14 protein-coding genes and 1 pseudogene are annotated in these 14,312 nt (G+C 46.3%); 8 read left to right on the top strand and 7 right to left on the bottom strand.

Annotated features, from left to right (window positions below; all coding sequences use genetic code 11):
• Window positions 1-20 precede the first annotated feature (20 nt).
• Window positions 21-1,598 (bottom strand): glycosyltransferase family 2 protein, encoded by a 1,578-nt coding sequence (locus MHH46_RS01480; protein ID WP_076192536.1) that lies wholly within the window; start codon window positions 1,596-1,598, stop codon window positions 21-23.
• 435 nt (window positions 1,599-2,033) lie between these two features.
• Here MHH46_RS01480 and MHH46_RS01485 point away from each other — a divergent pair.
• The 7 genes and pseudogenes from MHH46_RS01485 to MHH46_RS01515 form a co-directional block, all read left to right on the top strand.
• Window positions 2,034-2,147: pseudogene (locus MHH46_RS01485) on the top strand (peptidylprolyl isomerase); the annotation flags it as partial.
• Window positions 2,148-2,229: 82 nt separating this feature from the next.
• Window positions 2,230-3,846 carry an ABC transporter substrate-binding protein gene (locus MHH46_RS01490; protein WP_076192534.1) on the top strand — a complete coding sequence of 539 codons (1,617 nt, stop codon included), beginning with the start codon at window positions 2,230-2,232 and terminating at the stop codon, window positions 3,844-3,846.
• Window positions 3,847-3,915: 69 nt separating this feature from the next.
• The gene (locus MHH46_RS01495; protein ID WP_076127007.1) at window positions 3,916-4,866 is read left to right on the top strand and encodes an ABC transporter permease; all 951 of its coding nucleotides are present in this window, start codon (window positions 3,916-3,918) and stop codon (window positions 4,864-4,866) included.
• A 4-nt stretch (window positions 4,867-4,870) separates the two neighbouring features.
• Window positions 4,871-5,716, top strand: a complete 846-nt coding sequence (locus MHH46_RS01500) for an ABC transporter permease (protein WP_036687295.1) — start codon at window positions 4,871-4,873, stop codon at window positions 5,714-5,716.
• Window positions 5,717-5,731: 15 nt separating this feature from the next.
• Window positions 5,732-6,751 (top strand): ABC transporter ATP-binding protein, encoded by a 1,020-nt coding sequence (locus tag MHH46_RS01505; protein ID WP_076192532.1) that lies wholly within the window; start codon window positions 5,732-5,734, stop codon window positions 6,749-6,751.
• Window positions 6,744-7,661, top strand: a complete 918-nt coding sequence (locus MHH46_RS01510; RefSeq protein ID WP_305954156.1) for an ABC transporter ATP-binding protein — start codon at window positions 6,744-6,746, stop codon at window positions 7,659-7,661. The genes MHH46_RS01505 and MHH46_RS01510 overlap by 8 nt, the downstream gene beginning before the upstream one ends.
• 33 nt (window positions 7,662-7,694) lie before the next feature.
• A complete protein-coding gene (locus tag MHH46_RS01515) occupies window positions 7,695-8,144 on the top strand; it encodes a hypothetical protein (RefSeq protein WP_076192528.1) in 450 nt (149 codons plus the stop codon).
• A 93-nt stretch (window positions 8,145-8,237) separates the two neighbouring features.
• On the opposite strand, the gene MHH46_RS01520 is transcribed toward MHH46_RS01515, so the two are convergent.
• From MHH46_RS01520 to MHH46_RS01545, 6 genes are read right to left on the bottom strand one after another with little or no spacing between them, the layout of a single operon-like run.
• Window positions 8,238-9,107 carry a metallophosphoesterase gene (locus MHH46_RS01520; RefSeq protein WP_076192526.1) on the bottom strand — a complete coding sequence of 290 codons (870 nt, stop codon included), beginning with the start codon at window positions 9,105-9,107 and terminating at the stop codon, window positions 8,238-8,240.
• A gap of 51 nt (window positions 9,108-9,158) precedes the next feature.
• Window positions 9,159-9,500, bottom strand: a complete 342-nt coding sequence (locus MHH46_RS01525) for a multidrug efflux SMR transporter (protein ID WP_248549163.1) — start codon at window positions 9,498-9,500, stop codon at window positions 9,159-9,161.
• Window positions 9,497-10,285, bottom strand: a complete 789-nt coding sequence (locus MHH46_RS01530; RefSeq protein ID WP_076192524.1) for an HAD family phosphatase — start codon at window positions 10,283-10,285, stop codon at window positions 9,497-9,499. The genes MHH46_RS01525 and MHH46_RS01530 overlap by 4 nt, the downstream gene beginning before the upstream one ends.
• Before the next feature lie 15 nt (window positions 10,286-10,300).
• Window positions 10,301-11,647, bottom strand: a complete 1,347-nt coding sequence (locus tag MHH46_RS01535) for an ABC transporter substrate-binding protein (RefSeq protein WP_081387856.1) — start codon at window positions 11,645-11,647, stop codon at window positions 10,301-10,303.
• A gap of 35 nt (window positions 11,648-11,682) precedes the next feature.
• Window positions 11,683-12,528, bottom strand: coding sequence for a carbohydrate ABC transporter permease (locus MHH46_RS01540; protein ID WP_076127021.1), 846 nt, complete (start codon window positions 12,526-12,528; stop codon window positions 11,683-11,685).
• 25 nt (window positions 12,529-12,553) lie between these two features.
• A complete protein-coding gene (locus tag MHH46_RS01545; RefSeq protein ID WP_076192520.1) occupies window positions 12,554-13,435 on the bottom strand; it encodes a carbohydrate ABC transporter permease in 882 nt (293 codons plus the stop codon).
• Window positions 13,436-13,654: 219 nt separating this feature from the next.
• On the opposite strand from MHH46_RS01545, the gene MHH46_RS01550 reads away from it, so the two are divergent.
• Window positions 13,655-14,212: a GbsR/MarR family transcriptional regulator gene (locus MHH46_RS01550; protein WP_076101159.1), complete on the top strand. Its 558-nt coding sequence runs from the start codon at window positions 13,655-13,657 to the stop codon at window positions 14,210-14,212.
• Window positions 14,213-14,312 lie beyond the last annotated feature (100 nt).

Here is a 14,312-nt window from a genome sequence, read left to right on the forward strand (position 1 = left end):
CGCCCTTTTTATTGTAAGCCTCATTCCACCCAAGGGATTAGATGAGGCTGTTCATCCAAAATGGACATGTACTGCTCTTTCCAGCCGTATTTGCCGTCGGGGTCGAGGAGCATATAACGCAGATATTTTTCCAGCCGGAACTCGGCTTTGGACCAACCGAGATGCTTGAGCCGCAGATTGCTTAGCTGATGAGACAGCTCGAAAATATTTTCCGGGAACCGCCCACAGTGCTGTGGGGATTCATTCCATACATAGTTGAAGTCTTCTTTATAGCGAAGCAAAAAAGGGCGGTAGTTCAGATGAGAGCGCCAGTAGGTATCCTCCCTGTAATGGTTCGCGTTCCATAAATCGTAAAGGCGGAAGCAGAACAGATCGACCCCATCTGCATACAGCAAGGAATCTATATTTTCTGCAAAGCTGGCTTCAAAGATCTCATCCGCGTCCAGACTCAGAATCCACTCGGGATTTGTCTTTAGGACTTCCTCCCACTGCTGTTTTCGCAGCTCAATTTCATTGCTGAACTTGGATTCGGTATTATGCACGAGACGAACGGGAATGCCTTCAAGTGCTTCCAGACAGACAGCTGCTGTATTGTCGGTGCTGCCGTCATCAATAATGACAGCCTCATCGATATATTTGCGGTGTTCCTCCAGAACCTGTCGCAGGAAGCGCCCGCTTTCATTTTTTACAACCATGGTAAGGGTTAGCTTGGGACGCTTTTTGGTTATAGGAGCAGCTGCAACCTCATTGGAATTTTCCTCGATGGGTGTGGGTGCCGATTCAGCTTTTACCCCTTTTGTTTCTCTGATAAAATCTTCAACCTTGTTCAAATCACTATCTCTGTACAAATGAAGGGCAGGATAATGGGTGTCAACAAATAGCGGAATGCCAAGGGCCGCGGCACGAATACAGAAATGGCGATCCTCGCCCCAGTATGATATGTTCCGGATCTGATTGTAGCTCACCCCGGCTTTTATCGCATGCTGGCTAATCAATGTACAAGCGCCGAGACCCCCCACTTCATAGATTCCAGGATTGCGGAGTTTGGCTATGAATTCATGAAATCTGCGGTTGATCTCCTCGGGTTGCAGTTTTTCGCCGGGAAGTATCTCCCACTGATTATATTCGTCATGCATCCAGACCTGCGGCTGAAACATGGTATCTGGCTGCCACTGTGTCCAAAATACCTCTGAAATAATATCTTTGTTCGTCCCTATTAGATGACTTAGCGTATCGGGGTGGAGGATGAGGTCTGAGTCGATCAGGAACAGGTAGTCGTAGTTCAGGGTTTGCGCTCGGTTTATCATGAGGTTTTTGAAGTTGGCGACTTTCCAGACTAAATCAGAATTCCAATAGTGAGTCGTATCATTGCGAATGTACGCATCGTTAAAGCCGGAGCTTTGAATAAAAATATGCTCGCCCTTGCTTTTAAATTCCTGGAGCAGCCGGCTGGATTCCTCATCATCATTGTCATCAATCAGATGGAAATCCAGTTCGATTTGCTCGATATTCAAGCGCAGCAGGGAATTCAGAAATTCCCGTAATACATTGGGCTTTTGATGGATCGGGCTGCCGATTAATACGCGTGTCTTATTCATTGCGGCCTCCTTGGGGGACTCTCCCTTTCTTCCGAGAGGTATAGGTATGTTCTCAATATATTTACAGTGAGAGAGTAATAATCCTTATTTCGCAAAGTTCTTATAGTAAATGAGAAATGAGAGTTGGATAAATTGAACTTTTTAGATATATTAATTTTGATGAATCTGCTGTACAATTACCGGATAATTAGATAAGAATGCAGCCAGATGAGCACAGGAATGAGACTATGGATAAATCACCACTAAAAGTTCAGTAGTTAATCAATCTGTTACTGGCCATGAATCCTCGTGCGGATGTGTTCTGGGATGATGGAAAGGGTGAATACCGACCTCTGCTGAATGAGGATGCTGAGGAAATTGATTGCACCGGAAGAGAAAGCGAAGACTGAAGCTCATATTGGTGGCTGAACAGAGTTTGATTATTGCGACCCTTGGCATACTGTATTCGGAAGAGTCATTTCAGGTATGGACCCTGTGGATACTTTAAGGCGTGGGGATGTCATGAAAAAGGTCGAAACTATCAGTTCCCTCAATATTACATTAATGTGAAATGCTATCCATTGTAATTCCTAGTATCCCGATATACAATATAAAAACAAACAAAGACAATATAGACACGGGGGAGAAACTTATGCGTAGAGGATTATCTGGAGTTATTACTTTGGTTTTGTTAACATTTTTGATTAGCGCGTGCTCCGGGGGAAATAACGCCGCTTCCACAAATACAAATCAGACGCCTACGGCTACTGAAGGATCGACAGCAAGCACTGAACCAAAAGATGGCGGCAACTTAATTATTGGGGTCGCTGCAGATCCTGTCATTCTAAATCCGAACTATGCAGGTGATCGTGTCAGTCTGACGATTGACCAAGCGCTCTACGCGCCATTGTTCCAAGTGAATAACGGAGAGAAGACCTTCTACTTGGCAGACAGCCTGACACTTTCCGAAGATAACCTGACTTATACATTGAAACTGAAAAGTGGACTAACTTGGCATGACGGAGAAAAGCTTACAGCTGACGATGTCGTGTTCACGATTGATAGCATCCTCGATGAGAAGCAAAACAGCATGCTGAGAGCGAACTTATTCATCGGTGATAAACCCGTTAAGGCAGTTAAGGTGGATGATCTGACTGTAGAGTTCAAGCTTCCGCAGGTCAGCCCAGCTTTTGAAGCTACACTAGTGCAAGTATTTCCGATTCCAAAGCATATTTTTGAGAATGAGACGGATCTAGAGAAAAGCACCAAGAATGCTGCTCCGGTTGGATCTGGCCCATTTAAATTTAAAGAATACAAAGCAGGCGAATATGTTACACTCGAGAGATTTGATAACTACTTTGGCGGCAAACCACATCTTGATTCTATAACGTACCGGATTGCTAAAGATACGAATGCTGCGAATCTCGCACTTCAGAATGGTGAGATCAACATTAAGTATCTAGATCCACAGGATGTTGGAACGATTGAGGCTTCGAACAATTTCGAAATCCTGCCTTATAGTGAAGGCCGATTGTCCTACCTGTTGTTCAATGCAAACAGTGATAGAGGTGCTCTTGCTAAAAAAGAAGTTCGTCAAGCCTTGTCTTTAGCCCTAAATCGTGATGAAATCATTCAGGCTGCTTATACTTCTAACGAGTATGCAGACCCGGCGAAGTCCTTTTTGACTCCGGATGCATTGTTCTATACTAATGACGTACCTTCTTTTGATAATGATGTAGAAAAAGCCAAAGAGCTTCTGCAATCGGCAGGGGTTAGCGATCTGAAATTGAGATTGATTGTATCGAGCGGTAATAAAGCTCAGGAAGCCATTTCACTATACGTGCAGCAAAAGCTAAAGGCCATTGACGCTGAAGTTGAACTGCAAAATATGGATGCCTCGGCATATGGCCAGAAGTTCAGTGATATGAATTCAACAGATTTTGAACTTGCGATTGCAGGTTATATTATGGGTTACGATCCTGATGCTTACAGAATTTTGTATACTTCTACTGCAGACTCTAACTACTCGCATTATAATAATGCTGAAGTCGATAAGTTGTTCAATGATGGTGCAGGAGAAGCAGATGCAACTAAACGTGGTGAGATCTATAAGAAGATCCAAGAGATCATTGCTGACGATGCACCGATTTATCCAATTGCTAATACTAAGACTATTGTAGCTGTCTCCAAGAACTACGGCGGTCTAGAAGAAGCAGTCTTGAAGCCTGTCGTTATTTTTGAAGATTTATCGAAAATCTACCTTAAATAAGAACGGGAAAAAATAAGCTGGTCAATCCAGCTTATTTTTTTACCGATATAGAACTGGGAGAATATACGTATGAGACAACTTATCGTCCGAAGATTACTGCAAACCCTGCCGATGCTGTTTTTTGTCTCGGTTGTGTGCTTTGCGATGATTAAGCTGGCTCCGGGGGATCCGGTACTATCCTTCGTTACGCCGAATATGCACGCGGATGATATTGAGCGCATCCGGCATAACCTTGGGCTGGATAAGCCAGCCTACATTCAATATTTTATATGGATCAAAGAAGTACTGCAGGGCAACTTCGGTTATTCCCTTGTGAATCATCAGCCTGTATTGGAGCAAATTCTAGAACGTTTACCTGCAACAGCAGGTTTGATGGGCAGTGCAATCGGCTTAGCCGTTCTGTTGGCGATCCCGATGGGTCTGCTTGCTGGAGCTAACCGGAACCGCTGGGTGGATAAAGTAATTAATTTTTTATCCTATATCGGAATTTCAGTGCCTTTATTTTGGCTGGCCATCTTACTTATGTACTTATTCGCAATTAAGCTGCACCTGCTGCCTATAATGGGGATGCGAACCATTGGTGTGGAATCAGCGGTTGATGTATTGAAGCATGGTATTTTGCCTTGCGCCGTATTGGCGTTTGGATTTCTGGCCGGTTACGTACGATACATCCGCTCTAGTACGATTGGACAGCTAAAAGAAGAATATGTGCAGATTCAATATGCTTTTGGATCCAGCAAGACAACGATTCTGTTCCGTCACGTGCTAAAGCATGTACTGTTGCCAGTAATTACATTGCTCGGGATGTCGATGGGTGATCTGGTGGCGGGTGCAATTGTAACGGAGACGGTATTTTCATGGCCGGGTATTGGCTCTTTAGGGATGACTGCGGTTAAAGGGATGGATTATCCCGTAATTATGGGAATAACTTTGTTCTCTTCTTTAATGCTGATCATCGGCAATCTGGTCGCGGATATTCTATATAGCTTCGTGGACCCACGAATTAAATTAACGAGGTGACCTCATGAATCGCAGTAAATGGAAAAGTGTTGGAGATGAGCTATTTACGAATAAATTGGGTGTCGCAGCCCTCATTACTTTAATCGTCTTCACACTAGGCTCTATATTTGCTTTTTTATCCGGACATGATCCGAATGCAATGGATGTTTTGGCACGTTTGAAGGCACCCGGGGCGGATCATTGGTTTGGTACGGATGATTACGGCCGGGATTATTTTGCCCGAGCTTTGTATGGTGGCCGGGTATCTTTGCTAGTTGGTTTTGCTTCAATGATCATTGCCACGGGTATAGGTGTGACGGTGGGCGTAATCAGTGGATATTTTGGCGGATGGATTGATAATCTATTGATGCGGATGCTTGATGTAGTGATGTCCATTCCATCTTTCCTTGTGCTGCTGCTGCTCAGCGTATTTTTGAAGCCGAGTGTAGGAAACATCATTTTAATCATTGCTCTATTAATGTGGATGAACATTGCCCGTGTGATTCGTGCGGAGACGATGACGATTAAAGAACGGGAATATGTACTGTATGCAAAAGCTTCCGGCCAGAGCAACTTCGGAATTATTTGGCGTCATATTCTTCCGGGGCTAGTACCTGTTGTGATTGTAGGTGCGACGAATAATATCGCTTCCGCGATTATGATGGAGTCGTCCCTAAGCTTTCTTGGGTTCGGGGTACAACCTCCGAATGCCACTTGGGGCAGTATGCTTAACAATGCGCAGGGATATATCGCTCAGGCACCTTATTTGGCATTGTTCCCGGGGTTATTGATACTATTAACGGTTCTGAGCTTTAATGTTCTGGGCGATATTTTGCGGGTTGGCTTTGAACCGAAGCTGATCCGAAGATAGGAGTGTGAAGACATCATGACGGAACGGCTATTGTCTGTTGAGAATTTGAAGGTTTCCTTCCAAACTCGGGATGGAGAGAATCAGGCAGTTCGTGGCGTTAGCTTTCATATAGATGCTGGAGAAACGGTAGGGATTGTTGGTGAATCCGGAAGTGGGAAAAGTGTAACTGCGAAGGCGATTATGTCGTTGATTACACCTCCGGGTAAAATTATCGCTGGAAATATTAATTTTCGTGGTGACAATTTATCTAACCTTTCGGAAAAAGAGTGGAGAAAACTGCGCGGTAACCGCATAGCGATGGTGTTTCAGGACCCCATGACTTCTCTTAATCCTGTGAAAAAAATCGGCCAGCAGCTTACGGAGGTCATCCGGCGGCATCGCGGCTTAAATAAGGAAGCAGCGTTTAAAGAGGCAGCAAGTATCCTGCGGCAGGTGGGCATTAATAATCCTGAGCAGCGGCTGCAGCAGTATCCGCATGAATTCAGCGGCGGGATGCGGCAGCGGGTTATGATCGCCATGGCGCTTTCCTGCCAGCCAGAGCTATTGATTGCGGATGAGCCGACAACTGCGCTTGATGTAACAATACAGGCCCAAATTCTTGATCTTTTTAAAGAGCTAAAAAATAATACCAGTACAGCTATAGCACTGATCACTCATGATTTGGGTGTGGTGGCTCAGGTATGTACACGGGTTATCGTAATGTATGGTGGACTAGTGATGGAGGAAGGTACGGTGGAGGATATTTTTTATCGCCCACAGCATCCTTACACGAAAGGTCTGCTTCGCTCCATTCCGAAACGTGACGGCAAATCGCGTGAACGTCTAATTCCAATCGAAGGCACACCTCCGGATTTGTTGAATCCTCCTTCTGGCTGTCCCTTTATGGAACGTTGCCCTAATGCTTTTACCCGTTGCAGCGAACGTCCTCCGGTAATCGAATTATCGCCCGGTCACCGTTCGATGTGCTGGTTAGCAGATGGTGTGCAGGAGACTCCAGCTGTAGCTGGCGTTGAAGGGAGCGGTTCGGTTGAGTGACAATAAGATTCTAGTGGACGTAAATAATCTCAAAAAACATTTCTCCAAAGGCAAGGATATGTGGGGACGCGATACATCGGTGCTTAAGGCAGTAGATGGCGTAAGCTTTCAGATTCGTCAGGGAGAGACCTTTGGGCTGGTTGGAGAGTCGGGAAGCGGCAAGTCCACGGTTGGACGCTGCTTGCTGCGCTTATATGACTACACAGACGGTGAAGTGTCTTTTGACGGGCAGCCGCTGAGCAAGCTTGGAGAGAAGCAGCTAAAACCTTTTCGCAGACGCATTCAGTCGATCTTCCAAGATCCCTATTCATCACTTAATCCAAGCTTAAGTGTGCTTGATCTGATCAGTGAGCCGATGAAAATCCACGGCATCCACGAAGGTGAAGAACGCAAAGAAGCTGTTGCGGCATTGCTGGAAAAGGTAGGTTTAAAAAGAGAACATCTCTACCGTTTCCCGCATGAATTCAGCGGTGGCCAACGCCAGCGGATTTCGATTGCCAGAGCATTGTCCGTAAGACCTGAGTTTGTCGTGTGTGATGAACCGATCTCAGCGCTGGACGTGTCTGTCCAGGCTCAGGTAGTGAACATGCTGGAGGATTTGCAGTCCGAATTCGGCTTGACCTATCTCTTTGTCGCACATGATCTGTCGATGGTACGGCATATTTCTGACCGGATCGGCGTGATGTATGGCGGTCGTCTAGTAGAGGTAGCCGAAAGTGATGAGCTGTACGAGAATCCTATTCATCCTTATACAAAAGCGCTGCTGTCTTCCATCTTGGAGACGGATCCCCGGCGGGCCAATCAGAGAATTATTTTAGACGGATATTCGCAAGAGTATGGCAGAGCTGAGACTTCCACACTACAGGAAGTAAGTACGGGCCATTATGTTGCTTATGATTTTAAGGTATGATTAGACTCTATATATAGATTGGGAGGGATCAGAATGTCAGAGAACTTAAACCGGGTAAAGTTATCCCAGTGGGATGCGTTATTGGTGGAATCACTCCGCTCCTTGGGGTGGTCTGATGAGGATATTCTTCGTAAAGTGGCAGAGGGCGATTTGCCCGTTGACAAGAGCGAATACCAATTTGATTATAAGCAGCTGACTACGTTGCAGTCAGAGCAGCCCGAGTTGTTCGGGCAAGCGGTGAAGACAGGCTATCAGATTAAATACAACACGATTCGTGGGATTCGCAGCTGGATATGGGTAGCTCTGGGCAAAGAAGCGGCTCTGGAGCTTGAGGAAGGTAAGGAAGCCGCTGAGGTGGCTTTAACCTTGGCCGAGAAGGAACGTTTGGCTTCTGTGTTATCCTTCGGTTGGCAGATCGAGAGCGATACGAAGGCAGCGGTTGGAGATACAGCTGTCTACCGGATTGCACCGATTGGACGTTAAGCTGAATAGCTACAGTAAAAAACGATTGTTGCGGGGAAGGACTCCCTGTGCACAATCGTTTTTTTGTTATAATTCTCGCTTAAATGCTTATCGTTAATATACGTTTACCGCTGGGTAAGCTACCTCATATTGTGCAGCCTCAATCCAGCTTCCTGTCTTAAAATCTCTGCCCCGGACAAGCACTTTATCGCTATACACTTCTACATAGAAGCCTTGGCTGCCCTCTTTATGTTTATCTTCATTAGTCCAAAGATAGGCGACAGAAGCAGCATTAAACATCGTTGCGATCTCTCCATCGCCAGGGAACATAGTGTTGTCTACCTCCAGCTCCCAATGGGTATGTCCAGTGAATAACAAGGTCTGAGGGTATCTCGACAGGATTTCTTTTAATTCCTTATCTTGTGTGACACCATACCAATCTTGCGATTCCAGCGATCCGGCTACGGTGTCTTTAAGCGGTTGATGCAGGAAGAGAAAGATAGGCTGATCTGGTGAAGCTTGTTCTCCAAGCTTATGCTCCAGCCAATCAAGCTGTTCAGAAGAAAGATCGCAGAATTTGGGCAATCCTTGTTCTGTCCCTAGCATAATAAAATGATAGCCATTGACCCAGTGATCATGATAGGGTCCGGACATTCCGGTCTGTGACGTATACATTCCTAAACGTGATTCCCAATTTCCGAGGCCCACATCATGATTGCCTAAGGTAAAGGTAATCCCGGGCAGTTCGGTTTTGTATTGTTTGAGGATACGAAGCATTTCTTCGTATTCAGCAGGGAAGCCGTGGTCTGTGACATCACCGATATGCATAATCCCGCTGCTGCCTTCCCCATGCGCTGCTATATCACGGAGAGCCAGCTCGAAGTTAAGATTGTACTCATGATTGCGGTCAGCAGTGACATGGGTATCCGTAATGATCTGAAAGGTGATAACTGGTTTATCTTCAGGTGATGTGTTCGTACTCATGTTTGGGCATCCTCCTTCATCTATGAACCTATCCAATACTGTTGCTGTTCGCTAATGCGTCTTGCCGCTAATATTCAGTCCTATGATCCCGACAATGATGACGGCTATCCAAAGTAGTGAGGATAGGGTTAGCTTTTCTTCAAAGAACAGGGTTCCTATGAAGGAAATCAGGATGATTCCCGCTCCTGACCATATCGCATAAGCTACGCCTACCTTAATAGAGGTGAGAGCATAATTCAGGGAGGTGAAGCTGGCTCCATAGAACAGGAACATAAGCACGGAAGGCCAGAGCTGGGTGAACCCTTGAGATATTTTCATTGAGAGGGTCCCTGAGAGTTCGAACACAATAGCCAGCGCCAGAAACATCCATGCCCATATTCCTTCTATTCTCACAGGGGAGTAACCTCAATTCTGAGCTCAGCATAAGATTGTACAATGAGATCTGCATCCGGGAGAATATGTGTTGAAGCACTAGTACCGTCGCTTTCTGCTAGGCCGATAGCTACCTGTACACCCGCTGCTTTAGCCATTCGCATATCCCCGTTAGTATCGCCGATAACCGCTGTGTACGCGGGTTCCACGGCTAACCTTTTGCAGGCAAGCTGCACCATGTCGGGGAAAGGTTTACCCTGATCCACAAGATCTGTTCCAATTACCTCGGAGAAATAATGCCGTATGCCCAGCCATTGGAGATGTTTGTCTGCGGCCTCTGTTTCATCTGCGGTCACCACGGCGAGAGGAATGCCTGCACTCACACACTCATCAAGAAAACGATGAAGTCCCGGAAGGGAGTGAACGGGGCGTTTCTCTTCTAACCTAACATCCGCTTCGAGACGGCATTGATGGACAAGCTCCATGGACTCCGCCCAAGATAAACCTTGCAGATAACCCTGCCATGACAGAATGGCATAAAGATCACTCATAGTCCCCATAGCCAGCGGTCCGTTGCGATCATAATCGGTAATGCTCCCCTGGGCATTGTGTACAGTTCCCATTAATGCAGGGAGCTGCTCTTCTGCAATCTGTAGTCCTTTTTCCTTCATATACTTCGTGAATCTCTCTAAAAAACATTCGCCCCAGCTGCCCCAGAGGGATACGAACTGGAGCAGCGTACCATCCTTATCGAATAGAATAGCTGCTACAGCATATCTGCCTTGTGGAGTGATGAGCTCAGACATGAAGTCCACCGCCCTTTATTTTAATTTATCAAGCGCTGCTTGTGCCGTTTCTTGTGCTTCCTTAAGTGCTTGTGCTGCTGGGATATTCTCAATCTGCACCTTATCTGCGGCGATTGTCAACGCATCGTTAATTTTGCCGCCAGTTGGGTCTTGGAAAGGTGCAGAACCATGAGAAGCTTGCATCAATGGAACCTTAATCTGTGGATTGCTTTCGCTGAATGACACAAACGCCGGGTCTTGCAATGCGGATTGGCGCACCGAAATATATCCCGTATTAATGGACCAGGACGCAGTATTCTCAGCATTCGTGAAGTAGGTTAGCCATTTCATAGCTGCTTCCTTTTCACTGTCGCTGGCTTTGGATAGAATGCCGGCCATAAGGGCTTGGGCTACGGGTTTGCCCTCACCGATCCCTGCCCAGCCTGGCTGCTCCATAGCCGAAACAATGCTGAAGTCCAAGTCGCCCTGATCGCCGCTGGAGCCAGTGTAGCCTGCGGCTTGACCCTTCATTACATCGTCAATCGTCTTGTACCAATACTCCCAGCCTTGACCGCCGGAATGAATCCGCATGATCTTATCCTCGTGAATCCACTTGCGGAACAAATCCCAGGTTTCAATCCACTCTTTAGAGTCGACCATAACTTGTTTTCCATCCTCACTAAGGATAGTGCCTCCTTTGCTGAGTACGGCATCAATCATGTTCCCTGAACCCCACATAGGCTCCCAACCATAAAAGGTGGTTTTGCCGCCGTCCTTCACTGTCATTTTCGCAGCTGCGGCAGCCAGATCTTCCCAAGTCTTTAATGTGCTCGCATCAATTCCATTCTTCTCAAAAACATCTTTGTGGTAGTACATGACCTGCGTTGTTCCATACATCGGCAGGAAGTATTGCTTACCATCAACCTGGCCCTGATTTAGAAAGGTTTGGACAAAATCCTCTTTATTAAAATCTGGCTGCAGTGCCATAAGCTCGTCTATCGGAGCGAAATATCCTTTACGGGCCCAATCTACATTGGAGGAGAGAGCAGCCGCAGGTACTTTTCCTGTAGCGATAGCTGCTTGCAGCTTCTGTTCGGTTTCCGTGTAGTCTGCCTGCGCGATACCTTTGACGATGACCTCTTGCTGAGAGGTATTAAATTTCTGAATCAGGGCCTCCATATTCTCACCAAGCTTGCCGCCGAGACCATACCAGAATTCAATCGTTACCGGTGCATTTTGTGTGGGTGCAGCCTCTGTGGAGGGGGAGGAAGAAGCTCCATTCGCCGCTGTAATATTGCCTGTATTCGCATTTCCTCCGCAAGCTGTTAACATTGTAAATCCGGCAACCAAAGACAGGGTGGACAGTCTCTTCAATACGTTCATCATCATTCTCCTCTTATTAAAATAGAATTGTTAGCTTATCCTTTGCTGGAACCAGCGGTCATATTGACACTTTGCATGATCGTTTTCTGAGCTAGTAGAAATACTAGCAGCAACGGGGCGATGGTGAATGCGCTAGCGGCCATGATCAGCGGCCATTTTAATCCGTAGGCACCTCCTTGAGTAAAGAAACTACGCAGACCCGCCGAGACTAGCTGTAGATTCGGGTCTTTGGTGATCAGCATCGGCCAGAAATAGTTATTGTACTGATCAATGAAGGTGATCAGGGCTAGCACAGCAAAGGAAGAACGTGTAATGGGGACAAGAATGGTCCACAGAATCCGCATATGTGAGGAACCGTCCACTTCTCCAGCCTCCACCAGCTCATGGGGAACCTGAAGGAAGGCTTGGCGAATTAGAAAGATGGAGAAGACACTTACACAGTTGGATAGAATTAATCCGGCATATGAATCCAGTAGATGGAGCTGGGACAATACCAAATATCCGGGAAGATAAACAGCGGTGGCTGGAACCATATAGCCGAAAAGAATAACGCCTGAGAACAGCCCTCTGAAGCGGAATTTCATATGCGTAAGCGCATAGGCCATCATCCCGGAATTTATGACCTGCAGAATAACAATCGACACAGCGACAAATATGCTATTGCCCATATATCTGAAGAAAGGGGCTTCGTGCCAGGCGGCTGAAAAATTACTCCACAGCGCATCCTTAGGCCAGATTGTGGGCGGAGACTGCCAGATTTCATCATTGGTTTTTAAGGCGCTGGTGACCATCCAATAGAAGGGGAAGGCCATGATCAGTGCAATAGCTGTAAAAAATAGATGGCGGGTCAGCTTGCCCACGCGTACGATCGTTGCATTCATCAGTCGTTCTCCTTTACAGCAGTTGTTATTGATAATGGGTTGTCCGTTTACTAACCTCTAGCGAGACTACGGATAGCAGCATACATATAAATACCAGAACCATTGCGACACTAGAGGCTTCTCCAATCTGAAAGGCTTCAAAGGCAGACTGATAATACATATAGAGCAAGGTGCGTGTTGATCCTGAGGGTCCACCTTGTGTAAGTACGTTAATCTGGTCGTAAGCCTGTAACGCCCCGATGATCTGTACGATGAACAGAAACAGTGTCGTTGGCGAGATTAGCGGTAAAGTAATACGGCTGAATTTTTGAACAGCATTTGCTCCATCCAGTTGAGCTGCTTCCAGCAGATCCGTAGGGACATTGCGTAGTGCCACCAAGTAAAAAATCATCGCCCAGCCTACCGATTTCCATATTGTCACGAGCAGAACGCCAAGCAGCGCCCATTTAGGGTCTTGAAGCCAACCGATTTTTTCTAGACCTAAGAGGTCAAGTACAGTATTGGCAAGGCCGATTTCGGGTTCATAGATCCAGGACCAGACAATGGATACAGCCACGGTCGGCGTGACCCAAGGGGAGAACAGCAATACCTGATAGAGGGTGGACCCTTTCAGCTTCCCGTTCATCAGGAGTGCTAGTCCAAGTTCGATCAGAATAACGGGCAGCACACTTCCGGCACAGAATAACAGAGTCACTCTAAGTGCTTTATAGAAGGCAGGATTGCTGAACAGATCCAGATAGTTGGTTAGTCCGACAAAGGTTTTCTCAGGGCTCATGAAGTCCCATTCGGTAAAGCTGAGATAAAATACATAAAGTAATGGCGCTAGCCAAAATACAACGAATGGAATCATTGCCGGCAAGGTGAAGAGCACCGGTTTCAACTCCCCTATAAATCTCGAACGTTTCATTATTCTGTCGATACCCCATTCCATCTTCTGTTTTTTGCGGTATAATTCTGAGGAAAGCTCTTCCGTTCAAAAAAAATTGTACACTCATCGAGCGGCTGCGTGGTCAAGTGGACGTAAAGATCGATGCGAGATTATGTAAAAAATTAAGAGATTAGCGCAGGTAGTTGCTATTTTGTGTAAAATAGAAGGGTAGATTCTAAGTGGAATGAAGGTGCAGCTATGAAACAGGTAGCCTTTGGTGAAGAGAATAAAGACTTATCTCCACGCGAGCAGCTGCTGCGTCCGATGATCGATGCGATTGCTCAGACGATGGACCTATATGGTGCGAATTATTCATTTGGGCAGCTGTATGGAATTATGTTCTTTGAAGACCGTCCGATGACGCTTGAAGAGATGAAGAATGTGATGAATATGAGCAAGAGTAATATGAGCTATGGAGTCCGTTCTTTGATGGCCTCCAAGATGGTCACTAAGCTGGAGGAGAAGCGGGACCGAAAGGATCTGTATGCAGTGGAAACAGATTTCTTTCAGACCTTTAAGAACTTTTTTGGGATGAAGCTACAGCGGGAGATTGATGTCATGAAGCACGCTTTAGACGTTGTCATTCCTGAGCTGGAGGGATTGGTTCAAGCCGTGGATACGTCTGAGGAGGAGCGGCAATTCTGCCTGAAGGATCTGGAGAAGCTGGAGCATGCCGTTCAATATTATCATTGGCTGCAGCAGTTCGTGGACGAGCTTGGGGAAGAGAATTACTTCGCAGATAAGAGAAGGTCCTAGACCGTCTACAATCACATATAGATGTACATAATTGTATATAGATCTCCATTTTTGCGGGGTGTTCCTTAAGCCGGTTCAGGCTTGAGGTTCGCCCTCTTTT

The organism is Paenibacillus sp. FSL H8-0175, assembly GCF_045040615.1.
Lineage (GTDB): Bacteria > Bacillota > Bacilli > Paenibacillales > Paenibacillaceae > Paenibacillus_AQ > Paenibacillus_AQ odorifer.

What these genes read in the sequence shown, in the direction of transcription:
- MHH46_RS01480 (WP_076192536.1), bottom strand. Translation starts at nt 1,598, where the DNA reads ATGAATAAGACACGCGTATTAATCGGCAGCCCGATCCATCAAAAGCCC.
- MHH46_RS01490 (WP_076192534.1), top strand. Translation starts at nt 2,230, where the DNA reads ATGCGTAGAGGATTATCTGGAGTTATTACTTTGGTTTTGTTAACATTT.
- MHH46_RS01495 (WP_076127007.1), top strand. Translation starts at nt 3,916, where the DNA reads ATGAGACAACTTATCGTCCGAAGATTACTGCAAACCCTGCCGATGCTG.
- MHH46_RS01500 (WP_036687295.1), top strand. Translation starts at nt 4,871, where the DNA reads ATGAATCGCAGTAAATGGAAAAGTGTTGGAGATGAGCTATTTACGAAT.
- MHH46_RS01505 (WP_076192532.1), top strand. Translation starts at nt 5,732, where the DNA reads ATGACGGAACGGCTATTGTCTGTTGAGAATTTGAAGGTTTCCTTCCAA.
- MHH46_RS01515 (WP_076192528.1), top strand. Translation starts at nt 7,695, where the DNA reads ATGTCAGAGAACTTAAACCGGGTAAAGTTATCCCAGTGGGATGCGTTA.
- MHH46_RS01520 (WP_076192526.1), bottom strand. Translation starts at nt 9,107, where the DNA reads ATGAGTACGAACACATCACCTGAAGATAAACCAGTTATCACCTTTCAG.
- MHH46_RS01530 (WP_076192524.1), bottom strand. Translation starts at nt 10,285, where the DNA reads ATGTCTGAGCTCATCACTCCACAAGGCAGATATGCTGTAGCAGCTATT.
- MHH46_RS01535 (WP_081387856.1), bottom strand. Translation starts at nt 11,647, where the DNA reads ATGAACGTATTGAAGAGACTGTCCACCCTGTCTTTGGTTGCCGGATTT.
- MHH46_RS01540 (WP_076127021.1), bottom strand. Translation starts at nt 12,528, where the DNA reads ATGAATGCAACGATCGTACGCGTGGGCAAGCTGACCCGCCATCTATTT.
- MHH46_RS01545 (WP_076192520.1), bottom strand. Translation starts at nt 13,435, where the DNA reads ATGAAACGTTCGAGATTTATAGGGGAGTTGAAACCGGTGCTCTTCACC.
- MHH46_RS01550 (WP_076101159.1), top strand. Translation starts at nt 13,655, where the DNA reads ATGAAACAGGTAGCCTTTGGTGAAGAGAATAAAGACTTATCTCCACGC.